At 49.9% G+C, this 23,180-nt stretch carries 18 protein-coding genes; 12 read left to right on the top strand and 6 right to left on the bottom strand.

Translation table 11 applies throughout. From position 1 onward, the window contains the following. Positions 1 to 3 precede the first annotated feature (3 nt). Positions 4 to 3,117: an alpha-mannosidase gene (locus TX85_RS19160; protein ID WP_044481345.1), complete on the top strand. Its 3,114-nt coding sequence runs from the start codon at positions 4 to 6 to the stop codon at positions 3,115 to 3,117. Between the two features lie 99 nt (positions 3,118 to 3,216). On the opposite strand, the gene TX85_RS19155 is transcribed toward TX85_RS19160, so the two are convergent. From TX85_RS19155 to TX85_RS19145, 3 genes are read right to left on the bottom strand one after another with little or no spacing between them, the layout of a single operon-like run. Then, a complete protein-coding gene (locus TX85_RS19155; RefSeq protein WP_044481343.1) occupies positions 3,217 to 4,563 on the bottom strand; it encodes a glycoside hydrolase family 5 protein in 1,347 nt (448 codons plus the stop codon). Positions 4,564 to 4,581: 18 nt separating this feature from the next. Continuing rightward, entirely contained in the window at positions 4,582 to 5,427 is an 846-nt protein-coding gene (locus TX85_RS19150) for a carbohydrate ABC transporter permease (protein WP_049895080.1), read from the bottom strand. 22 nt (positions 5,428 to 5,449) lie between these two features. Then, positions 5,450 to 6,340, bottom strand: a complete 891-nt coding sequence (locus TX85_RS19145) for a carbohydrate ABC transporter permease (RefSeq protein WP_044481342.1) — start codon at positions 6,338 to 6,340, stop codon at positions 5,450 to 5,452. Here TX85_RS19145 and TX85_RS27995 point away from each other — a divergent pair. Next, positions 6,318 to 6,440 (top strand): hypothetical protein, encoded by a 123-nt coding sequence (locus TX85_RS27995; RefSeq protein ID WP_262362696.1) that lies wholly within the window; start codon positions 6,318 to 6,320, stop codon positions 6,438 to 6,440. The genes TX85_RS19145 and TX85_RS27995 overlap by 23 nt on opposite strands. Here TX85_RS27995 and TX85_RS19140 read toward each other — a convergent pair. Continuing rightward, positions 6,430 to 7,722 (bottom strand): ABC transporter substrate-binding protein, encoded by a 1,293-nt coding sequence (locus tag TX85_RS19140; protein ID WP_044481341.1) that lies wholly within the window; start codon positions 7,720 to 7,722, stop codon positions 6,430 to 6,432. The two genes, TX85_RS27995 and TX85_RS19140, sit on opposite strands and share 11 nt — an antisense overlap. 316 nt (positions 7,723 to 8,038) lie before the next feature. On the opposite strand from TX85_RS19140, the gene TX85_RS19135 reads away from it, so the two are divergent. Continuing rightward, positions 8,039 to 9,565, top strand: coding sequence for a sensor histidine kinase (locus TX85_RS19135; protein ID WP_044481339.1), 1,527 nt, complete (start codon positions 8,039 to 8,041; stop codon positions 9,563 to 9,565). Positions 9,566 to 9,701: 136 nt separating this feature from the next. After that, the gene (locus TX85_RS19130; protein WP_044481337.1) at positions 9,702 to 10,412 is read left to right on the top strand and encodes a response regulator transcription factor; all 711 of its coding nucleotides are present in this window, start codon (positions 9,702 to 9,704) and stop codon (positions 10,410 to 10,412) included. Positions 10,413 to 10,547: 135 nt separating this feature from the next. On the opposite strand, the gene TX85_RS19125 is transcribed toward TX85_RS19130, so the two are convergent. Then, positions 10,548 to 14,537 (bottom strand): carbohydrate-binding protein, encoded by a 3,990-nt coding sequence (locus TX85_RS19125; RefSeq protein WP_049895077.1) that lies wholly within the window; start codon positions 14,535 to 14,537, stop codon positions 10,548 to 10,550. A gap of 292 nt (positions 14,538 to 14,829) precedes the next feature. Between TX85_RS19125 and hprK the strand changes: the two genes are divergently transcribed. From hprK to TX85_RS19100, 6 genes are all read left to right on the top strand, one after another. Beyond that, positions 14,830 to 15,744 carry an HPr(Ser) kinase/phosphatase gene (hprK, locus tag TX85_RS19120; protein ID WP_044481336.1) on the top strand — a complete coding sequence of 305 codons (915 nt, stop codon included), beginning with the start codon at positions 14,830 to 14,832 and terminating at the stop codon, positions 15,742 to 15,744. 135 nt (positions 15,745 to 15,879) lie between these two features. Next, a complete protein-coding gene (locus TX85_RS19115; protein WP_044481335.1) occupies positions 15,880 to 16,491 on the top strand; it encodes a hypothetical protein in 612 nt (203 codons plus the stop codon). 200 nt (positions 16,492 to 16,691) lie between these two features. Continuing rightward, positions 16,692 to 17,861 carry an oxalate decarboxylase family bicupin gene (locus tag TX85_RS19110; protein WP_044481334.1) on the top strand — a complete coding sequence of 390 codons (1,170 nt, stop codon included), beginning with the start codon at positions 16,692 to 16,694 and terminating at the stop codon, positions 17,859 to 17,861. 139 nt (positions 17,862 to 18,000) lie between these two features. Further along, positions 18,001 to 18,708 carry a DNA/RNA nuclease SfsA gene (gene sfsA / locus TX85_RS19105; RefSeq protein ID WP_044481333.1) on the top strand — a complete coding sequence of 236 codons (708 nt, stop codon included), beginning with the start codon at positions 18,001 to 18,003 and terminating at the stop codon, positions 18,706 to 18,708. Beyond that, a complete protein-coding gene (locus TX85_RS26875; RefSeq protein WP_158297356.1) occupies positions 18,702 to 18,875 on the top strand; it encodes a hypothetical protein in 174 nt (57 codons plus the stop codon). Before sfsA ends, TX85_RS26875 begins: the two co-directional genes overlap by 7 nt. 596 nt (positions 18,876 to 19,471) lie before the next feature. Then, the gene (locus tag TX85_RS19100; protein WP_044481332.1) at positions 19,472 to 19,687 is read left to right on the top strand and encodes a hypothetical protein; all 216 of its coding nucleotides are present in this window, start codon (positions 19,472 to 19,474) and stop codon (positions 19,685 to 19,687) included. A gap of 273 nt (positions 19,688 to 19,960) precedes the next feature. Here the strand turns inward: TX85_RS19100 and TX85_RS19095 are convergent, their stop codons facing one another. Next, positions 19,961 to 20,833 carry an alpha/beta fold hydrolase gene (locus tag TX85_RS19095; RefSeq protein WP_044481331.1) on the bottom strand — a complete coding sequence of 291 codons (873 nt, stop codon included), beginning with the start codon at positions 20,831 to 20,833 and terminating at the stop codon, positions 19,961 to 19,963. Positions 20,834 to 20,985: 152 nt separating this feature from the next. Between TX85_RS19095 and TX85_RS19090 the strand changes: the two genes are divergently transcribed. Together TX85_RS19090 and TX85_RS19085 are read left to right on the top strand one after the other, a co-directional pair. Beyond that, positions 20,986 to 21,711 carry a MerR family DNA-binding transcriptional regulator gene (locus TX85_RS19090; RefSeq protein WP_044481330.1) on the top strand — a complete coding sequence of 242 codons (726 nt, stop codon included), beginning with the start codon at positions 20,986 to 20,988 and terminating at the stop codon, positions 21,709 to 21,711. Between the two features lie 500 nt (positions 21,712 to 22,211). After that, positions 22,212 to 23,099, top strand: a complete 888-nt coding sequence (locus TX85_RS19085) for a putative RNA methyltransferase (RefSeq protein ID WP_044481329.1) — start codon at positions 22,212 to 22,214, stop codon at positions 23,097 to 23,099. The last annotated feature ends 81 nt before the right edge of the window (positions 23,100 to 23,180 follow it).

Here is a 23,180-nt window from a genome sequence, read left to right as displayed (position 1 = left end):
AGAGTGGCACACATCGCGGTAGAACGCAGAAGCGTCAGCATGCAAAAATGGTCCAAGCTTGTATTTGAGCAGATCGACCAACGTATTTTTAAAGAAATGTACCCTTTGGATAACTGGCTGGTGCGCAACGGTCGTTATGAACCGGATGCTTATGTATGGGAGGATGACTTCCATCCGATTCAGGAAGGGGATAAGTGGGGCGGACCGGATATCACTTGTATGTTCAAGTGTGATTTCACGATTCCCAAGGAGCTGGAAGGTAAGAAGGTCTACCTTTATATGTACACAGCAACAGAGGTGATTATCTCTGATAACGGCCGCTATGTAGATGGATTGGACCCGAACCGCAGCTGGTGTGCCTTTATAGACAATGCCAAGGCCGGGGAGCAGCATCAGATGATTCTGGAATGCTACACCCGCTCCAAACCGGATGATGACCGAGGTACCGCCCGCAACCTGAAGGGCTGTGTTCAGACGTTCAAGCGTCCCTGCCTGGTTGTCATTGACGATGTCATGCTTGGCTTGAAATATGACCTGGATATGCTGTATCAAAGTGCTTATGCGGATTATATGGAAGAGGGCGCGAAAGCGTACTATACGAGCCATGTAGAAAAGATCCTCAAGCTGTTCCCGTTCTTCGAAAGCGACGATGATGAGGAGTTCAGACAAGCAGCTCCGGCGATTCGGGAATACATTCAGCAAAATGTATTTGAACCGAGCGGCCGCTTCGGCAAGAACGGCAAGCTGGCTTGTGTGGCCCATTCCCACCTGGATCTGGCTTACCATTGGACGATGGGACAGACGATTCAGAAGAACGCCCGGACGGTTCTGATTCAGCTTCGCCTGATGGACCGTTATCCGGAGTTCAAATACTCCCATACTCAGGCCTGGGCCTATGAGATGCTGCAAAAGTATTATCCGCCGCTATTTGAAGAGGTGAAACGCCGTGTAGCGGAAGGACGCTGGGAGATCGTCGGCGCCATGTATGTGGAGCCGGATTGCAACTTGGTCAACGCGGAGAGCCTGGCACGGCAAATCATGTATGGCAAGCAGTACTTCTTGAAGGAGTTCGGCGTGGATGTCGATATCGCCTGGCTTCCGGATGTATTCGGCAACAGCCCCATTATGCCGCAAATTTTGAAGCAGGGCGGCGTTGATTACTTTGTCTCCAACAAAATGTCTACCTGGAACGATACGAATACCTTCCCGCATAACAACTTCCTCTGGAAGGGGCTGGACGGTTCCATCGTCAATGCTTGCGTACCTCCCGTGCATTTCAATAGCTGGATGGACCCCAATCAGTTGATCGGCAGTTGGGAAGCGTTCCAGGACAAGTCGTACTGCGATGAGTCCTTGCAAATGTTCGGCTACGGTGACGGCGGCAGCGGGATCACCAATGAAATGATGGAATACTACTATCGTGAGCAGCAAATGGGCGGTATTCCGCAAATGCGTCTGACCACCGGCAAGGAATATCTGCATGGTGTGTTCGCGGATACCTCCGAGTTCCCGGAATGGGACGGAGATTTATATCTGGAGATGCACCGCGGAACCTTTACGACCAAGGGGGAACTGAAACGCTTCAACCGCAAGGGTGAGTTCCTGGCCCAGCAGACAGAGGCGACCGCGGCGATTGCGGCGCTGTTGGCTAACCGCATCATCGTGACCCAAGAAGAAATCTCGGTACCTTGGAAGAAGCTGTTGTTCAACCAGTTCCACGACATTCTTCCAGGCAGCCATACCCATCCGGTAGGCATCGATGCCGTTCGTACTTATGAAGAGATGAATGCCGAGTTCCATAATCTGAATGTCAAAGCAATGGATACCTTTACGGTAGCCCAGGAAGGCAGCTTCGTCGCGGTAAATGCCTTCTCCGGCAAGCAAACCTTGTCTGTCTTCAACGAGCCGGTAACCGCACCGTCCATCGTGGACAAGAACAACCGGATCTATCCGGTTCAGAAGCAAGTGACGCCTGAAGGCGATGAAAGATATTGCACCGAGCTGGAGCTGGATGGATTCAGTCTGGGCGAGTTCAGAGCCTCCAATGTTGTTATGGAGAAGCCGGCAGGCCTTCGAGTGTCAACCTCGAGCCTGGAGAATGCATTCGTATCCGTTCATCTGGATGCGGAAGGCAACATCGTGCAGATGATCGATAAGGTTCGCAGACAGCAGGTCAATGCTCCTGGAGAGCTGCTTAACCAGTGGCAATTGTTCGAGGATTGCCCGGGGATTTACAACGCTTGGGACATCGTAAAAACCTACAAAAATCATCAGCTTAACTTTGACGGATGGACCAATATTACTGTCGTGGAGGATGGCCCGATTTCCGTAGCGATTCGCATGGAGAAATCCTTCAGCAACAGCCGTGCGGTTCAGGTTGTCCGCCTGCATGCCAACAGCCCTCGCGTCGATTTCGAGACCTGGGTCGACTGGCATGAGAAGGAGAGACTGCTGAAGGTAGCCTTCCCGGTTAATGTCAAAGCCAGAACGTACACCACCGATACTTCGGCAGGGGTCATGGAGCGCATGAATAATAAGAACACCACCTGGGAGCAGGCGCGCTTTGAAGTGCCTTGTCATAAGTGGGTCGATCTGTCCGAGGGCATGTTCGGGGTGTCCATCCTGAATGATTGCAAATACGGCTGCGACGTTGAAGAGAACGTGATTCGGCTCAGTTTGCTAAAAGCTCCGATTCGTCCTGACCGGACAAGCGATCAGGGAACGCACTACTTCACGTACTCCATCTATCCGCACGGACCAAGCGGTATCGCGGAAGGCTTGGTAGAAAGTGCATACCAACAGAACCAGCCTGCACCGGTATATGTCGGACGGAAGTTGGCTGTGGAGGAACGGGCGGTGCTGAAGAACTCCTCCTCCGCCCTGAAGGTACAAGCCTTCAAGCTCGCAGAGGATGGCAGCAATGATGTGGTTCTTCGCTTGACCGAAGTTTACGGCTCACACGGAACCGCCAAGATTCAACTGCCGTTTGCAATTAAATCGGCCACGGCGTGTGATTTGATGGAGAGCCCGGGAGAAGCGGTGCCTTTCGCACTGGATACCCTTGAGCTGGCCTATGCGCCGAATCAGATTATCAGTGTGCGGATAAAGCGGAAGTAGTAAAAGTAAAAGCTTGTATTAACTGAATAGGATCATCAGCTTGGAACAAATAGAAGAAGCACCAAGGAGACCCTGGTATCAGCAAGGTCTCCTTGGTGTTTATGCCTTCGTATACTTCTCAATCAATTCCTCAAGCTTGCTCCAATGCTCGCAGTTCTCCCAACGGAAGGATTCAGGCAGCTTGGACATTTCCTCCCAGGAGCGTTTTTGCAGATAGGGCTTCAGGTTCTGTTCGACACAGATCGCCTGCATAATCGTTCTCATGCGGAATTGCAGCGGATACCGTTCTTCCTTGGAGATCGGCTGGAAGTAGGTCTCGGCCATGTAGTCGACCAAGGCTTCGCCCTTCTCCTGCTCCTTGTGCTGGTTCCAGACCTGTTTGATTTCTTCCGTCAACTGGCGCCAAGGGGTCTCGATCTTAGGGTAGACGATGCCCATCACGTTAGCGTCTTTATAGAGCCACAGTGCCCAAGACACATTGTTTTGCTCGCACAGATCGAGCATATCCTCAATGATCTCCATTTGGAAATGAATATCTTCCTTCTCGAACACCAAGCCGAGCTCGCCGCACCAGAGCGGACGCTTATATTTCTCGCGGATCTTCAGAAGTTGATGGAATTCCTCCGCAAAAATCTCCTTCCTGCGTTCGCGGCTCATGTCATGCGTAAGCACGGCAGGATCTTTGACGAACGGATAGAAGTGAAATTCGTAAGCCACCTGCGGGTCATCCACAGGGTCCAGCATGGAAAAGTCCGTCGTAAACGCGTTCCCTTCAATGAAAATAATATGCTCCCGGTCATATTTGCGGATTTCCGCAAGCACTTTGCGGTAGAAATCATTGAATACTTCCGCATTTGTCACCAGGGAGGGCTCGTTCACGATATCGTAAGCGGCGATCCAAGGCTGGTCCTTGTAATGCTGCGCGATGTGGCCCCAGAGACCGATAACCGTATCCCGCAGCGCACCGTACTCCCAGAATAACGGCAGGCCGGAGTAGGTATCGCAGTGCCAGTCGGGGTTTTGTCCGCCGGGAACGGAGTGAAGCTCCAAAATGGCGTAGATCTCATATTTTGCACAAAGGGCAACAATATGATCCAGGTATTTAAAGCCGTCGTTCTTATATACGCCCGGATTTTGATCGTCGATAAAGTATTTATAGTTAAACGGAAGCCGCAGATGATTAACGCCGATTTTTTTCAAAAACTCAAAGTCCTTTTCGCCCATATACTCCATCAAGAAACGGTCGAAGAAATCAGCGGTGCGCTCCTTGCCGTATACTTCCTCAAACGTCTTTTTAATCAAAGTATCGGTGCCGGGAAGGCCGATCAAAAAATGCTCCAGATTCATCCATGTGCCTAAGTTGAAACCGCGGAGCAGGATTTTTTCGCCGTTTACGGTGAAATTTTCACCAGTAACCTGAACAAAATGCCGATTTGAAGCTGTCATATTCAACACCTCTATTTATTAGTTTTTCATTCCTGTGGTAGCCACGCTTTGCATAAAGAAGCGTTCGCCCATGAGGAACACGGCGACCATCGGAATGGTCGCGATCACGGTGCCGGCCATCAGCAGGCCGTAATCCATCGTATGCTCGGTTTGGAAGGCCTTCATGCCCAACTGCAATGTCTTCAACGCATCGTCGTTCAAATAAATGAGCGGGGCAAGGTAATCATTCCACATGAACGTAAATGTGAAAATCGTTAAGGTCGACAGGCTTGCCGCCGACAGCGGCATCATGATTCTCCAGAATATGTTCCACTCATTGTAACCATCCATCCTTGCAGCCTCATTCAGCTCGTTCGGTAAGCTCATGAAGAATTGGCGCATCAGGAAGATGCCGAAGCCGCTAAACAATTGGATCAGAATGTATCCGGTGTGGCTGTTATATAACCCCAAGCTGCTGACGACCGAGAACTGCGGCACCATGATGGAATGCCATGGCATCATCAGGTTGGTCATGAACAGAATGAAAACGAGGTTCTTGAACGGCACCTTCAGCTTGGCAAAAGCGTAGGCCGCCATAGAGCAAATCACGACTTGCAATACGGTAATGATCACGGATAGCTTGACGGTATTCAAAAAATATTGCGCAAAAGGAATGGCGGTCCAGACTTCTTTATAATTGTTCAAATATAAGGACTGAGGAATCCAGTTCATCGGATTTTTGAACAGATCGACATCTGTCCGCAAAGAGGCCGATACCATCCATAGGAACGGGAAAAGGGTGGCAAGCGAAAAGATGACCAAAACCGCGAGCAGCAGCCAGTAGAGGGGCTTGGTACTTTTCAGTTTAGCAATCGCATCCTGCATAGGGTTCTCGCTCTCCTTTCCTTTAGTAGGTGACCCATTTTTTCTCGAGCCGGAATTGAATCAGGGAGATGACCATGATGATCAGGAACAGGATAGTCGACATGGCTGCTGCGTATCCCATCCGGTAGTTGATAAAGGCCTCCTGATAAATCCGGAACACAAGCACGTTGGTGGAGCGGCCCGGACCGCCGTCGGTCATGACGGATACCAGATCGAACACCTGGAACGAGTTAATGATCGTAAGAATCAGTACCATAAACAGCGTTGGCGACAGGCTTGGCAAAGTCACGTACAAAAACTGCTTGAACTTGCTGGCGCCGTCAAGCTCGGCGGCCTCGTACAGATGCTCGGGAATGCCTTGAATACCAGCCAGCAGAATAATCATGTAGTAGCCGAAGCTCTTCCATACGGCGACCAGAATGATCGCGAGCAGCGCCCACTGGGAGGACATCAGCCATTCCGGCGGATTCGCAATCCCGATAGCCTTCAGCATGTAATTGATCGGACCGGAAACGGGATTGAACAAGAGCCCCCAGGCAATGGCAATGGATACCATGGAAGTGATGTACGGGAAGTAAAAGGCCATCCGCAAATATTTGCGGAGATTGAGCACATGGTTCAGGGCGATTGCCGAAAACAAGGCGAGAACCATCGTTAGCGGTACAAAGAGGGCCGTATAGACCAAATTATTTTTTAGCGAAACAAGGAAATAATCGTCCTTAAACAAATGGGTATAGTTATTGAAGCCGATGAAATTGGGTGTAACGTTAAAGCCGCCGTAATCGGTAAAGCTCATGACGAAGCCGTAAATTAACGGGACAAAAATGAATACCGCAAACAAGACGAAGGCCGGAAGAATGAATAACGTCCCCGGAAGGTATGACTTGTAGTTGGCCAGACGTTTACTTGTCATCAATGCAACCTCCTTTGTGAATTACTACCGGAAGATCAGCTCGGCCTCCGCCAACAACGATGCGGAGGCCGATTTGCTTGGCTTAAAAATTACTTATTAAGCACGGATTGGCGATTTTTGATAAAGTTTTGAATGGCTGTGGCCGAATCCTGCTCCTGGAACAGGAAGAGATCCCGTTGTTCGTTAAATACGCGGTTCACTTCATCGATATTTGGGACCGGCTGGTTTTCCACGACGGTGTTCGCTTCAAAGAAGAAGCCGCTGCCTTGCAGACCCGTTGCCGTCAGGAAAGATTCCTGGGTCTTCTCGCTGGCGTACGCCGGCAACACGCTTGATTCGGCAATGATCGATTCGCCTTGTTCACCGGTTACAAATTGCACGAATTTAAAGGCGGCGTCGGCATTTTTACTTTGCGGGTTGATGCCGATAAAGGTACTTACGCCTCCGACTGTGATCGGATCGTTCATTCCCTCCGGCAATGGCATTGGAGCCATGTCGAATTCTATATCGGTCTTGCCGGCGGCGATATCCGCCTTCAGCATATTGATCGTCCATTCGCCGTTAATCATCATGGCGACATTGCCGCTTTCAAATTGCTTGATCCAGTCGATGCTTTCTGCCTTCATTTGCTTGTAGCTCATATGGGAGCCGTCCTTATAGTACAAGCGGTCCAGATAGTCCAGCCAATTGGCTAACGGGTCCAAGCTGTCGTCAAGAACCGTGGAGCCTTCTTGCAAAGCGCCCAGCGGAGCGATAATCCAGTCGGCGTAGTAACCGCCCCATTGCTTGTCCGCGCCTTCGCCTTTGGTCAAGCTCTTGGCGAGATCGGCATATTCGTTCCAGGTCATTTGCGCCGGATATTCGATGCCCGCTTCTTCAAACAGCGTTTTGTTATAGAACAATGCATATTGTGAGGTGCGGTAAGGGAGCGCGTAATATTTGCCTTCCGTCAGCACGCTCGTAATATCCTGAAAGCTGGGGCCATAAGCGCTGACATCCATGTTGGCCTCCTTGATGCGGTCGGTCAGTTCTACGAGCTGGCCTTTTGATGAATACAAGCCAAGGCTGGATGTTCCGTTTATGCTGTACACGTCCATCGTGGAGCCGCCGGACAGATTATTCATGATTTTTGTGTTGTATTCGTCGGCATTGTTGCTGATGGTGTTCATATGGACTTCAATGTCGCTGTTCTGTGAGTTGAACACCTCTACGACCTTGGTCATATAATCCTCTTCATCCGTCCAAGTGTAGTATTCCAAGACGGTTTTTCCGCCGGCGCCCTCATTTCCTGAACTATTGTTATTGGCCTGGCCGCAGCCAACCAAAGCTAAGATAAAGGCCAGCGATAAAGATAAAGCGGCTAAGCTTTTCTTTTTAGTCATGAAGAACCCCTCCTGTATCTGGTTTATATTTTTAGTCTAAATGTATCGACGATCTCTGATAAGGTGGAACTTTTATCATCGATTTCTGCGGATAAATTGGCCGGAAAGCGGGAATATTGGCGCATGAATAAGGAGGATGCTTTGCCTGCATGTCTATCGCATCATGATGGTTGTAGAAAATTTCAACCTCCAGCGGTGGTATAACTATAGTAAATTTTATTTATAGGCGAGTTCTGAGAGCTGGCTTTTCAGCATCAGGAAGGCCGCGAGGTTGAACGCAAGGTTCGATGTAGAATCAACAGGAGGGATGGCTGATATGTTTATATTCTTAGTGCTGATCTTGTTCATAGCCATATCCATATTTCTTTTTTTTCAGCGAAAATATACCAAAGCCACTCTTTTTATGCTGCTGATGGGCTTTTCCTATTTAGTTGTGGTGTCCTGCATTATTATCTACATGTCAAAGGATGCGTACTATTACTACAGTCTTGAAGCTTACTTCGGAATCAGGAAGGACTTACAGAACCGGCTTATGTTTCTGCCCATCACCCGTGAGAGTCTGATTCGGCTTTTGAATTTGTTCTCGATGACCTTCTTGTACGCGGGGCTGTGCTCGGGGATTTATTTCGCTTTTAATATGCAATTCAAGCGCAGGTTTATATTGCTCGCCTTGCTTGGGGTTCCTTGCCTCCTGCAGATGATTATGTATGATCCGGACTTTTACACGTACCTGTACTACAATCTGTATCCCGACTATATAAGCTCGCAAGCCTTTGCCTCTGCATATGAGACTTTGCACAGGATTACTTTGACGGTGAATACTTTGTATATTGCGGCAGGAACCGTCTTACTGGTTTACGCCCTGGTAAATGCGCCGAAGGTTCGACAGATCCGCAGTAATATTCTGATGATTCTGATTTCTTATATTTCGGTGCAAATCACCTATTATTACATGAATTATTGGGCGCCCGACGTACTGATTAAAGTATCGAAGGCGGCTCATTTCACCAGGTATTTGCCGATTAATTTGGTTGGGAACCCTTCAATTTATGTCTTGCTGCCTTATATCTCGGGATTATGCCTGTTAGTCAGTCTATATAGTATTTATAAATACACGCGAATTCAGAACAGCATCAAGAATCAGGAGTCGGTTATTTCTGAAAATATCGATTCAGCACTGTTCACCTCTCGCGTTTTTAGCCATTATATTAAGAACGAGCTGTTGGGCATCATGGCGCAAACCGAGTTTCTCGAGCATATGTGCGAGCGTTCGCCGGAGGTCGTGGAGGAGATCCGCGTGATTGAGCAGCGCTGCCGTAAGGTATATGATCGCTTGGACGCGGTGCACCAGAAGACCTTAAAGTCCAAGATCGAGCTAAAACCGGTTATGTTGAACGGACTACTGGACAATCTGATGAAAGATATGCATTCTGAATACAAGCAGCTTCAAATCGAATATACGCCGTCGGGGCGGCAGGCCGTCATTATGGCCGATCCTTACTACTTCCCGCAAGCTATTGAGAATATTGTGTCTAACGCGGTGGAAGCCCTTGAATCCATACCTGAGAAATCAAGAAGGATCGAGATTGAGACTACGGTGAGAAATAAATGGGTTGAGCTGGTGGTTACGGACAATGGTCCGGGGATCGCGGAGGAAGAGCTTAAACATATTTTTCAGCCCTTCTATTCTTCCAAACCAACAGCTACGAATTGGGGGATGGGCCTGTCCATATGCCATACTATTATTACAGCCCATGGCGGTAAAATTAATGTAGAGAGCACACTGGGCGAGGGCAGCGCGTTTCATATCGTTATGCCTTTGCTGTCTATTGCCAATACTTAAAAGCCAGGAGTTTAGGAGGTTCACTGGCCAGACGGACTGCGGCTTAATGTTCGTGTTCGAAAATGTTGGCATTTCAGAAACCCTTCGTGATCAAAAGATGACTTTTTGAGCAACTGCTTAAAGGAGATGGAGCAGCATGTCAAACGCATCAAGTACGCCGACGATCAAAGTACTTATTGTGGAAGACGACCCGCTAATTAGTAAGCGTTATCAAATGATCTTGTCAAAGGATGAGCAGATCGAATGCGTCGGCAGAGCCTCCAGCGGCTACGAGGGGACGATGCTTGCTGCGCTTCATAAACCGGATATCGTCTTGATGGATATCGAGCTTGAAGATAAGCAGGCGGGCCTCCGGGCGACCGAAGAAATTCTGAACTATCTGCCGGGGGTCAAGGTGGTGATCCTGACAGTCTGCGAAACGGACGATACCGTGTTCCGGGCCTTTGAGCTGGGAGCTACCAATTATTTGCTGAAAAATATGCCCGCTGACGCCATTCTGCAAGCCATCAAGGATGCTTATTATGACCTTCCCGCATTGCATTCGAATATTGCAGGTAAAATTACCCGCGAATTCAAAAGAATCAAGACCACCGAAGACAGCCTGATGCATAACTTCTATATCTTGACGACGCTTACCCCGACGGAGCTTGAGGTATTGGAACTGCTCATGCAGGATTATTCCCGTCAGGAAATCTGCAAGCTGCGGCATGTGGAGCCTTCGACCCTGAAATCGCAAATCAACAGCATTCTGAAGAAGTTCAACAAAAGCAGCGTTCAGGAGACTCTGCCCGTGCTCCGGGAATTGCACATTCCGGAGATCTTGGCGCAGCGGAAAGGGAAGCTGTAGGAAAGGGAAAAGGTGGCGCTATCCTTCTGGCTGCTTACCTACAAAGCGCAACGAATAAAAAGCTGGGCGAAGACTTTATTCGCCCAGCTTCCTTTATAGGAGCTTTTTTGAGAACTTATAGCGCAGTTCCAGCCGTCACCAGTTATTGCCCGATCCTCGAATTACGGTGAAGCCGGGGCTTTTGTTCTCCCCGTAGATGGCGGCTACGCCAGGATTATGAATGATTACATTCGAAAAGCTTGCCGATCCGACAACCGGACCTTGTCCGTCCTCTGCTTTGGCAACCAGCTTGATGCCGTAACGGGAAGGATTATTGATCGTGATATTCTCCAGGCGAATGTTCTGCATCTGTACATTTTCCGGAGATTTGGATTGGAACATAATTCCGAAGTAAACCGGCTGATTAATATCTACGTTTTTGATCAGGATATTTTTGAAATCCCGGTCTCCACCATGCAGCCAGATGGCGCCGAAGTTTTGATATTCATTGATCTTGTCATCGGCTCCGACACTGGTCCAGAAGTCTCCTCCGGTTCTATCCAGAGTTACGCCGTCGATAACCGTATCCTGATCGCCGAAGCCCAGCGTGTTATAGCCGAAGCTCAAGCTGCTGACCGTCAAGCCCGGATAGGTGAGGGTATCGGCGCCATATAGATTCTGAAACAGATTGTCCTTCCCGCCATAGATGGCGAAGGCGGCAGCCCGACGGACATTGGTAGCGGTCAGGTTGGTGTATTTGTTACCCACATTGTAGGATCCGCCTGCATCAATTGCGCTGAACAGGGCAAAGGCATCATCGCCTGTCCCGCGGGCATAGTTGTTATCGATAATATTATAGGAAGAACCGTTAGTCATATTGATTCCGTCGGCAAATACGTTCTTGATCCGGTTATTCTTGAATGTATTGTGGGAGGAGTTCACACCCCAATACAGACAGATGAAGTGCTCCGCCCAAATATTCTCAATGGTGACGTTTTGCATTCCGTTGCCATCTATGAATTTTCCGGGGCCATCCTGGCGATATACGTAATTGCCCCAGGCGGACAAGTCTTTAATCGTGGAGCCATTAGCCTGAGAGCTGATATTGAAGCCGATATCCGTGTTGGTCTGATTCTGGGGAGCGACCAGCTTGGTATGCCATGGGCCAGCTCCAATGATCTCGGTTGCCCGCCCGTACAGATAGATTTTGGACGTCAAAGTCCACTCTCCGGCAGGAATGAAGATCCCCTTCTTGGAAGGATCCTGCCGGAACTCATTAAGAGCCTGTTCAATCGATTTGGTACTGGAAACCTCAACATACTTGCTCGGATCAGGATTAGAGGCGGGAGGAGCCACGTTCTCCGTCTCAATCATGTCCACATAGATCCAAGGCACATCTCCGGCATCCTTTTGAATCTTGATTTTGGTGCCGGCGGGATAGACCTGATCCAGCATCAGCTGAGCATCTTCATAGAGCCAGTATGCCTTGGAGCCGGAATTGTCGTATCCCAGACGCCCTAAGGTCGAAGGTGTTGCATACACATAAGAGAATTTAGAGGTCACGGTAAAATTGCCCTTATCCACGCCATCGGCATAAATACTGATCGTTCCTGTCGTATTTTCATCGACCGCATTCCGCAGGACGAAGGCATTCGCCGGCGAGGTTAACGTGAATTCCACATATTCTCCGGTTGCATCCAGGTAGACAGCAGAACGGCCGGAGGCTTCACCGGCAAAATCGCCCGGCGTAAAGTTCGGAGCCAGCTTTGTCCCATAGGTGCTGTTCCCCGGGGCTTCGGCTTCCAGGATCGTAAACGGCATATTTGCTCCCCGGCCGGAATACAGGCTGGATGTGCTGACATTGTTGGCTTGCTTGGCAGGCACCTCATTCGCGTCTGTTGCGACGGTGACCATCACCGTGTAGCTGCCGTTGACAGCCGTCCATGTTCCTAGCGTTAAGTTCGCCGATGCTCCTGCAGCGAGTGAACCGCTGTAGGAATCGTTGAGGGTCTGGACGGTGGAGCCTGCAGCGTTTTTCAACACGACTGTAACCCCATGAGCGCCGCCTGCCGAGGCAATCGTTCCCTGGTTCTTGAGATTGACGGTGAAGGTTACCGTGTTGCCCGCGCTAGGGTTGCTTGGCGTCCAGGATACCGTGCCGATGAGGTCGGAGCTTTGCACCTGACCTACTACCAATTGGGCAGGATGCGTGTAGTTGTTGTTTGCATTATTCGTTTCAATGACCGTATTGCTCTCGTCCACCTTGGCGGTGACGCTGTAAGAGCCAGCCTCCTTGACCCCGATATTTGCGGAGACATTGGCTGAAGCACCCGGCGCAAGCGCACCGACAGGAGCTGTTCCGGCTAACGTGCTGCCGAGGTAGAAGTTTACGCTCGTTGCGGGAGAAGCTACCTCTCCGATATTTTGTACGGTTGCGTCAAGAGTAATATTCTGACTCTCGTTCGGAGATCCGGGCGACCAGGTCATGCCTGTTACCGTCAGGTCCGGATTCGGGGCGGGCGTACCGAGGATTTGGAACTCGGCGATTTGCCCACCCGGCGCTCCAGAGTTCGCCGTAATGCGCAGCTGCAAGCTGCTTGCGGTTGCATCAACGGGAATCGTTACCGTATTTTGCGAAGCCGGGTTAAACGTATATGAAGCTGCGGTGACCAGGTTGGTGAAGGTTGCGGAATTCTGATCGTGTCCCAGCACTTGAATCGTCTGCGTACGCGTTGCCCATGCGCTGGCAGGGTTCAGCTTGAGTACGACCGATGTGACGTTGGCGTTAGCGCCAAGGTCTACAGTGAGCGTACTCGGATGGGTGCCGCCCTCCCAATACGTATTCACATCGTTATCGTTGGCATTGGCGGCTGCAAAGGTGAAGGTCGAAGAGGAGGCCGAGATCGCCTTGCCGATGGCCAGGTTTGTCTCATTGCCGCCGCTCGAGCCGTTCCGTGTCACGGAATTGCTTGGGGCGGATGTGTTGCCCGCGGCATCCTTGGCGATGACGTGATATGTCACGGTCAAGCTTGCGGGCTGGCTGTCTGTATAGGTCAGAGTCGATCCGTTGACACTGCCCCGAAGCTGGTTGTTGGCGTAAATGTCGTATCCGATCACGCCAACATTGTCGGTGGAGGCATTCCAGGTGAGCCTGATCGTACCTGAACTAGGTTGCGTAAGGGCCAAATTGGCCGGCGCTGTAGGGGCTTGGGTATCGGATGCGTTGCCCGGTGCAAATTGGAGCCAGTTCAAATTGAAATCATATCCGCTGGCGAAGACGCGCAGCGTCTGCGATCCTGCGTTGAGCGTTACGGTTGCAGATACGGTCTGCCAATTCTGCCATCCGCCGGTGTTCGGTACCGCTGTGGTAGCCAATGTGGTTCCGCCGGACTGAAGCTGGATTTCACCGGTGGCAGAGTTGCTGGCTACCCGGTATTCTAAGGTATAGGTACCAGCGCTTTGCACGTTCACGCTATAGTCCAGCCAGTCGCCTGCGTGAATCCACCCTACGTTCAGACCGCCTCCGGTGTCCGATGTAGGTTCAGTTTGAATCCCGTTCATCCCGCTGTAGCTCTCCGCTTCAATTTTCCCCGGAATCGGAGAAGGCTCGGGTTGAGCGGCAGCGCCGTAGATTTCCACTTCGGACAACTGAGCTGCCGGCCAGCCGGTATTGGCGGTGACATGGATTCGCACATAACGTGCGGCGGTTGCCGGGAAGTCAACCGTCACTGTGTTTCCAAGGCTTGGATCAAAGGTATAGTTGGCTGAAGCCTTGAGATCAGAGAAGCCGGTTCCCGTTGTGCTTCCCTGCACGGATAGGGTTTGTGTACGGCTCTCCCATCCTTCAGGCAGCTTCAGGACAACCTGATCGACAGAAGCTGTGTTGCCGAGGTCAACCTGTACCCATTGCGGGAAGACGTTGTTGGTGCTCTCCCAATACGTGCCTGCATTTCCGTCCGCTGCATTCGTTGCGACATACACATCGGCATGCCCGGATGCGGATACGGCTTTGCCTGCGGCCAGATTGGGTCCTCCCGCCGCACGGGCGGGGTCCGGCCAGCCAATAGAGGTCAGGAATGTTCCGGCGAATAAGGCTACAATGCACACCCAAGCGACAAATCGTTTTTGGCTGTTCACGAATTCGATTCTCCCTTCAGAGTTTAATTCCTTCGAGACTCTGCCATCCTGTGCATTTAATTAAAATGTAAGCGGTACCAAAAGAGAAGTGAACGCCTCCTTCCACCATTTATATAATAAGGAGATTACAAGAAGATCATAAATTAGGATCGATTTACAAATAAAGGAGTGATTCTATCGAAGTTATGCGCAGGACTATGAAATGAAGGAAAATCCCTCTCGTTCGTGGAATATATCGAAAACTGCCGATTTGCATATCGGAGCGTATTTAAAGTACGCTTAGTTTCAGGAGGGGAGCCCAATGAAGTCGATTACGGTTCAAAAACTTAAGGATACTTTTCAATTGGAAGTGCTAGCGGGAGCGGACCGCATGGACCGCATGATTACCCGTCCTCGGACGCATAGACCGGGCTTGGAGTTCGTCGGGTATTTTGATTTCTTCCCGATGGAACGCATCCAGATTCTCGGTCGCAAGGAAATTAACTACTTACTGACATTAAGCGTGGAAGAACGCAAGCTGCATATCGGTAACATCGTTAAGTACCATCCGCCGTGCTTCATCGTGACGTCAGGCCAACAGGAGATTCCGTACTTGACCCTGTTCTGCGATCAAGAGGGAATCCCGCTGCTTAGAACGCAGGAGACGACCAACGAATTCATCGCCAAGCTGGATCGCTTCTTGCTAAAGACGCTGGCTCCGGAAATTTCAATTCACGGCGTATGCGTGAATGTATCGGGCATCGGCGTCCTGCTTCGGGGCAAGTCAGGCATCGGCAAGAGCGAGACGGCCCATACGCTGATCCGGCGGGGGCACCGGTTCGTGGCCGATGATATCGTAGTCCTGAAGAAGCTGGGTCCGGCGACGCTGCTTGGAACCCATAACGAGACCACGCGCGAATTTCTGGCGCTGCGCAGCATCGGGCTGATCAATGTGGTCCGCCAATACGGGCGCAAGGCCTTTCAGGACGAGACGCGCATCGTGCTCGACATTGAACTGGCTCCTTGGCAGGAGAACTCCCTGAACAATGAACTGGAAGTCGTTCCACAGTTCACGGAATATCTCGGCGTGAAGATCCCGCACATTGAAGTCCAGCTTCAGCCGGGGCGAGATGTGGCGGGACTGATCGAGGCCGCCGCCAATAACTGGTACCTCAAGCAATTGGGCTATAGCGCTGCGGAAGAGTTCATGCAGCGTATCGAGAACGAAATGCAGTGATGAAATCCCTAATGCCCTGCTGGGGCAGATCCCTTATCGTAGACATCGAAGATGGATGAGACGATAGGGGATTTCTTACATAGGGCGATGTGACGATTGCATATTTGGAGCGAATGCTCGGGAGGTTGAGTAAGTATGATTAAATCTAAAGCGCTGGTTTTCTTCATGATTTCGCTTCTAAGTGTACTGCTTATTTCGAGCGGTTGTAGTTCTAATAAGCAGCCTGCTCAAGAAAGTTCCTCCTTTGAAGGAGACCTGGGCCAACTTTTAGAAAAGACGAGTAAGGATGGGGCATTCATTTTCGAAGGACTGCCTTGGTTAGTAGCCAAGCAGGAAATCATCGGCCAACAGAAAGAGGATGCTATTCAGTCTGAGGAGACGGATAGAATTCTTGTTGAAGGCGGCCTCTCCTTGGATACCAAGGTAAAGCAAACGGTCATTTATAATTTTCAAGACGATCAATTAGTGTCAGGCGAGTATCTGTTTATTACCTCCGACGATCAATATTTTGCTGAAATGGGCAAAGAACTAAAGGCTCTTTTTACTGACGGGTTTTCTGAGCCTCTAACAATGAACTTAGCGGTATTGGATCAAGCTGATGCTTCCTCACGGCAGGAAGAACATATTATCTGGGAAGGTTCGGACCGCAGCAGCCTGCGTTTGAACCTGTTAACGACTGAACAAGGCGATTATTTGCTGCAAATTCATGTAACATCGCCTCAGCCTGAGCGGGAAGGATTACAGTAAAAGGACGCCGCTAGGAACGTATAACAAGACCGCGCGCGAATTTCTGGCACTGCGCAGCATCGGGCTGATCAATCTGGTCCGCCAACCGGATACTACTCTCAAGAGGGACAAAATTCCAAATCCTGAGTCTGTTCATAACTTATATTAGGCATTTACCTAGTGACGAGTATAAAGTGGATAGAACGAGGGGTGTATATAATTTGGAAAATGAAACCCGGAATGGAGATATACCACAACCGATCAGAAATGATGGTGCCGGTTGGTGGGATTTGGGACCGCGGGATGTCATGCGAGACCTTGAGAACCCTGATATGCTGGTTCCGCCTGTCACCGACGCAGGATCACTACCTAACCTGAAGTTTTCTTTCTCCGATACCCATATGCAGTTGAATCACGGTGGCTGGTCGCGGGAAGTGACAGTTAGACAGCTTCCGATCGCGACCACGATTGCCGGGGTGAATATGGCTCTGACTCCAGGCGGTGTGCGAGAGTTACATTGGCATCAGCAAGCGGAATGGGCGATTATGCTTGTGGGGCGAGCACGCATTACATCAGTTGATCAGAACGGGAGGAACTTCATTGCTGACGTAGGCGTGGGCGACCTTTGGTACTTTCCTCCGGGAATTCCACATTCCATTCAAGGGTTGGAGGGAGGCTGCGAGTTTTTGCTTGTCTTTCCTGACGGCAGCTTCTCTGACCTCAATACTTTAGCTATCTCTGATTGGTTCGCACATACGCCAAAGGACGTACTGGCGGTGAACTTTGGTGTCCCAACAAGCGCCTTTGCCCATATCCCGAACCACCAGTTATATATTTTTCAATCCCATGTTCCCGGTCCGCTTGAAAGTCAGCAGGTGCCTGATCCATACGGTTTCGTACCGAAAACCTTCACACATCGACTGCTCGCCCAAGAGCCGATTGTAACTCCGGGAGGGAGTACGGTGCGTATAGTGGATTCTGCCAACTTTCCTATTTCCACTCAAATTGCCGCATCGTTGTTGGAAATTAAACCAGGCGCAATGAGAGAGATGCATTGGCATCCTAACCAAGACGAATGGCAATATTATATCTCCGGTACAGCGCGCATGACGGTTATGGCACCTAATGGTACGGCTCGTACCTTCGATTATCGTGCTGGGGATGTAGGATATGTGCCGCGGGCCTTCGGACACTACATCCAAAACACCGGTAATCAAAGCGTGTGGGCTTTGGAGATGTTTGCGAGTGACCGTTTTGAGGACATTTCACTGAATCAGTGGATGGCGCTCACACCTCACCAACTAGTACAACAGAACCTAAATGCAGGACCAGAACTAATGAACGCATTGCGAAAGGAAAAGCAATTTATAGTACAGGGTTCGATAGGTTAACCATGCAAAATGCTGTCACTACCTAAGGGGCAGCATTTCTTATTTGCTCTTGTTAGTAACAATAGGAAACCGATCACTATACGGAAAGTGCGGGACACCGACCGTCTCGGCTGTATCGGAGAAATTGGGAGGGAATCCGTTGAAGTACAGGAATTTGGTGCACGGCCTTTTGGAGCGAAAAGTGAACCGCTTCATCGCAGAGGTCTTTGTCCATGGGGTCAAGGAACAGGTGCATATTAAAAATACCGGCAGACTGACCGAGCTGCTGCAGCCAGGTGCGGAGGTTCTGTTGGAGCCCGGTGATCAGCCGGGAAGGAAGACCCGCTTCTCGCTTGTAGCGGCAGCCAAGAGAGGGGAATGGGTGAATATCGACTCCCAGGCACCGAATAAGCTTGTTTATGAGGCAATTGCCGCAGGACGGCTGAAAGAATTCGGGGCGGTCTCTGCCCTGAAGCGAGAGGTTACCTTTGGCGGCTCGCGGTTTGATCTCTATGTGGAGGCTGATGGACAAGCGGGGTTCATCGAAGTGAAGGGGGTCACGTTGGAGAAGGATGGGGTGGCCCTATTCCCGGACGCGCCAACCGCGCGGGGAACGAAGCATGTACTGGAGATGATTCAGGCTGTGCAGGCGGGATATCTTGGCGCAATTCTGTTTGTGGTACAGATGACGGGCTGCCGCGGATTTGCCCCGTATCGGGAAATGGATCCAGCCTTTTCCGAGGCGCTGGAGCGGGCAGCGCTTAAAGGAGTGCAAATTCTAGCTTATGACTCGTATATGGAAGGCGAGCATTTCATACTCGGCCATCCGGTCCCGGTGCAGCTGTATCCCTTGTCATCGGATTGCTGAACTGCTTAATGTTTGGGCTGCAGCACCTTGGCAATGCCGCCAATCAGCAGCCCCCATACCGCATTGGTGGTGAAGACGCTGACCAAGGCGAGCGGATTCGTCAGGGGACCTTGCAGTTTTCCGTCGAGCAGAGGAGATACGATATCGCTAAGCAGTATGGCGAATAAGGCATAGCATAGACCGGCGCTGACCAGAACGGTGACCGGCGAGGATACTTTTTACTTATGATGATCTCTTGAAGAAGCGATGAAATCGATTTTCAGCAGTTGTCCAACTGTATATAGACATGAGAGGATCGCATGAGGAGCTTTTGCAGCAGAACGGAGTTTACGCTGGAATGTATCAGAATCAGTTCGTACAGGGCAATCCTGCATGATCTGTAACAAGAAAAAGGCGCTTCTACAGTCTTTACGCTGTAGAAGTGCCTTTTTTTCATGGCTATGTATTGCCTTCATCACTAGGCTAAAATAGCTCTGACGTAGGTTACTACCGTCCTATAAAAGTCTGAATCCGGATCAACTTGACCTATTACACTAGCGTTTCGTGCGTTTAGATCCAATGATTTCGCATGATCGGTTAAAGCTACACCCTCTAACACGGTATAACTATAGTTTACTTTTGATCCATCAATATCAATTCCAACTGGGACAGGCACCTCGAATGCATATCCTTTTACCTGACTGGTGATCGGAACAATAAAGGCCAAGTCTGATATTAATGGATAGAAAGGAGACGGACCGTAAATTTGTTTAGGAGGTTTTTTATGAAGAACACAAAATACATGATTGCGGCGGTAGTTATCATTTTATTAGGCATCTCATTATTCTTCGTTTATGAAGGTTCAAAGAAAACCACATTTAATAAAGCTGTTCTCAAGAATCTAAATGTAGAAGAAATAAGCTCACTACAAATAACTAGATCAAATAATGAAAATGAATATGAAATATCCAGTACACAGATTCATACTGGATCACGATAAGGGATGATAGCCAAGGACGGCGATTTGGAATCACTCTCTACGATAATAGCTATATAAGTATTTTTAAATATGCTGACAACCAATCAAACTCAACATCTTCATATAAGATAACTAATGAGAATGAAATTGATTTAATGGCAATTCAAGCATTGATAAAATAACAGATAACTTTTAAGTTAGCTGTACACATATGCATGGATCTACAACGCGAACAAGGCACTTCCGCAGCCAAAACACGCTGTGGAGGCGCCTTGTTTTATACGGCCAAATGGGTCAACCCGAAAGCTTGGCCGTCAGCCAAGGCTTAATTAAAGGCAGCACAACATCCGGTTGCATGGCTCGGGTGTGATCCATAACCTCACCTTGCACGAGCTGCACGTCCCAACCGAGCTGCCGTAAAGTTTCCTCGTGTTTGCCCAACCGCCCGGAGATATCGACGGTGACCCCGCCGAAGTTCTCGCCGTACACAATCGTATCCTTCTCCCCGGCAAAGGCCAGCTTGGGAAAGCAGAGCTTACCCTGAATCGCTGTATCCTCAAAGTCTGTCAAGTGGTTATATAGGGTGAGAAATTGCTTGGTTCGATCCGGATCGATCGTGACCTCAAGATGATCCCAATCTACCTCGTCCACAGGAACCGGATCTTTAGAAGCAACTTTTGGTTTCTCGGTATTTTGGATAGCCTGCTCATGCGTTTTGGCAGTGACGGTTCTCATTTCAGCATAAGGCCCATCATAAGGAGGAAATCCGCCCATGAGGAGCGCCTCCAAGCGATCGGTTCTTATAGCGAGCTGTAAGCCGGCGAGTGCCAGCCAGGAGTATCCATAATAGCAGAAGGTGTTGACACCCATCTCATCGGCGATCTGTAGGAAATCTCTGGCGATAGCTTCCGGCGTAAGCGAATCCGGGCGTGGATGCTGAAACAAATGACCTTCATAGTCAAAATGGATAACCCCGAACTCATCGGCAAGCCCGTTCACCAGCTTCTTTCCCAGCTCGGGGTCTACGCCCCATAGCTTTAGTGCTTCCGCCTCTTTTCCCGTCACACTTTCTTTTGTCCCCGGGAGCATAATAAACCTGCCGTTACGGTTACCCTCAAGTCTCACCTCCAGCGCAGAGCCATCGTTCAAAGTGATCGTTCTCTTCATGTTCATCCCTCCAAACCTGATATACTACAAACATACAACATAGATGCAATCTTCAGGTTTGTGTACATAAAGCATAGATAGATCGGCAATCTCCTCGATCAATACTTAACGCAGCACTTTAAGGTATTACTTTAATATAGGAGTGGGCAAAAATGGGACGCTTTTATACACCGGCGGAGTTAGCCTTGGAATTCAACGTGAGTACAACGACCCTGAGGAGGTATGAAGAGCAGGGGCTGCTTCCTCATGTAGCTAGATCGACAGGGGGACACCGCCAGTATACTTTCATACACCGTCTGGCCTTTGCCGCGATCCGATCTATGCTGGCCGGCTTTGATATTCCTGTCGTCTATGAGGTCATGCGCAGCATAAAGGATGGAGCAGTGACGGAGGCGCTTTGGCAGATTAACCAGCAGCTCCACCGGACCCAGGAGGAAAAAATCCGAGTCGGAAATGTGCTCGGAATGATCCAGCAGGCACAGCTCGGTTCTAATCAGAAGATGAAGACACCCGGCGGGCCGCTGCCGATTGGCAAGGCCGCAGAATTAGCAGGCGTGAATACGTCTGCTATCAGGCATTGGGAGAAGGAGGGACTGATCGCTTCAATCCGGGATAAGGAGAATGGATATCGGCTGTACGATTTGACCGAGTTGCGTAAAATATTGGTCATCAGCAGTCTGCGGCGGACAGTGTATTATGTAGATCATTTGAGGGAGCTTCTAAGAGAACTGGAGGCCCATCAATTTGAACGGATTGATAGGTCATTCCAGCTTGCTCTTGCGAAGTTAAGTGAACGGCTGCAGGCCCAACTCGAAGGCGTCAGGCATCTGATGGTCTACATCGAGGCTTACAGGGAGCACATATACAAAGAACATTAACGTTTTACGTAGTTACCAAAAATAAATCTTACAAGGGGTCCCATCACGATCATCTGCAAAGGCAGACTCGGCATATTATAGCGGCCTGCCGTTGGGACACATAAGTGGACATTGTGTGAACAATATAAGAAAAAATAGAGGAGCTACGTCTGCTTTACATCCCCCGACGCATGTTTTATACTGGACACAATTGTTGAGACAGGAGGATAGACGATGATCCACTATATCAGATTGCGCTCCCTGACTTTGAACCCGTAATTAAATACGTTCAAAGGCTCTGCTTGCATTAGGCAGGGTACACGGGATCAGTCTGCCCTTTTGGGGTCATCTCATCTTCATATAGAGGTTGTTTAAATCGTGAAGAGAGGCGGATTTGTCGCGCCTTTCTTTTTTGTTGTTTTCCCGGCCATTGCCTTTTGGTCGTGAATCGTGGAATCCCGTTACCTTGCCGTGCAGGCCGAATGCCTGTGATTTTCTATGGCAAAGGAAGGGATATTTTTATGAGCAGAAAAATGCATAGCGCAAATCTGATAGATACATGGTCATCCTGCTTCAAATGTCCGCTCTGCGGAAGTCCGGTGAGGGTTGATGGGCACGCCAGCCTGGTCTGCTCGAAGCATCACGCGTTTGACTTTTCCAAGCACGGTTATCTGAACCTGTTAACCCGGCCTGTGGTCGGCAAATACGGCAAATCCTTATTTGAAGCAAGGCACCATCTGATTACGGAAAGCTCTCTGTATAGGCCCTTGCACAAGGCTCTTCGAGATGTCATCCTCAAGGATGCTCCCGAACCGGCAAGCCCATGGATGATGGCCGACCTGGGCTGTGGTGAAGGCTCCCACCTGCAGAGCGTGCTGAAGGCATGCGATTTGCCCCAGGTGACCGGGCTTGGCCTCGATATCTCAAAGGAAGGCATCACCCTGGCCGCGAAAAGATACGAGGGCTCCATTTGGCTGGTGGGCGACCTGGCCGGCTTGCCGCTTGCGGATCAGTCTTGCCGGGTGCTGCTCAACATACTATCACCGGCTAACTATAAGGAATTCACGCGGATCTTGAAGCAGGACGGCAGCATCGTGAAGGTCGTACCTGGTCCTGGCTACCTGAAGGAATTGAGACAAGCACTCTATGGGGATAACGAAAAAAGAAGCTATAGCAACAAGCATACATTAGACCTATTTTGCCGACATTTTGATCGATTGGACACGATTCAGCTGAACTACAGACAACGTCTGAGCGGTGCGGAGCTGCAGCTTCTGGCGAGCATGACACCGCTGGCCTGGTCTTCGGATCCTGAGCGTGTGCAGGACTATGTTCGGCAGGAGTCGGCATGGGTGACCGTGGAGTTGGATATTTTAGTGGGGAAAAGCCGGAGGACCGGCAGGAAATAGCAGGACTTGCAGGAATTTTCGACAGAATTCGGCGCTCGGATGGGTGCATTTTACCTCTCGTTAACACTAAGTTGATGCTCT

It is taken from the genome of Paenibacillus antibioticophila (assembly GCF_000455265.1).
Lineage (GTDB): Bacteria > Bacillota > Bacilli > Paenibacillales > Paenibacillaceae > Fontibacillus > Fontibacillus antibioticophila.
Note: the sequence above shows the minus strand (reverse complement) of the source record. Positions and strands in the feature narration are given on the sequence as shown.

Coding starts and splice junctions, on each gene's coding strand:
- TX85_RS19155 (WP_044481343.1), bottom strand. CDS start 4,563: ATGACAGCTTCAAATCGGCATTTTGTTCAGGTTACTGGTGAAAATTTC.
- TX85_RS19150 (WP_049895080.1), bottom strand. CDS start 5,427: ATGCAGGATGCGATTGCTAAACTGAAAAGTACCAAGCCCCTCTACTGG.
- TX85_RS19145 (WP_044481342.1), bottom strand. CDS start 6,340: ATGACAAGTAAACGTCTGGCCAACTACAAGTCATACCTTCCGGGGACG.
- TX85_RS19140 (WP_044481341.1), bottom strand. CDS start 7,722: ATGACTAAAAAGAAAAGCTTAGCCGCTTTATCTTTATCGCTGGCCTTT.
- TX85_RS19135 (WP_044481339.1), top strand. CDS start 8,039: ATGTTTATATTCTTAGTGCTGATCTTGTTCATAGCCATATCCATATTT.
- TX85_RS19130 (WP_044481337.1), top strand. CDS start 9,702: ATGTCAAACGCATCAAGTACGCCGACGATCAAAGTACTTATTGTGGAA.
- hprK (WP_044481336.1), top strand. CDS start 14,830: ATGAAGTCGATTACGGTTCAAAAACTTAAGGATACTTTTCAATTGGAA.
- TX85_RS19115 (WP_044481335.1), top strand. CDS start 15,880: ATGATTAAATCTAAAGCGCTGGTTTTCTTCATGATTTCGCTTCTAAGT.
- TX85_RS19100 (WP_044481332.1), top strand. CDS start 19,472: ATGAAGAACACAAAATACATGATTGCGGCGGTAGTTATCATTTTATTA.
- TX85_RS19095 (WP_044481331.1), bottom strand. CDS start 20,833: ATGAAGAGAACGATCACTTTGAACGATGGCTCTGCGCTGGAGGTGAGA.
- TX85_RS19090 (WP_044481330.1), top strand. CDS start 20,986: ATGGGACGCTTTTATACACCGGCGGAGTTAGCCTTGGAATTCAACGTG.
- TX85_RS19085 (WP_044481329.1), top strand. CDS start 22,212: ATGAGCAGAAAAATGCATAGCGCAAATCTGATAGATACATGGTCATCC.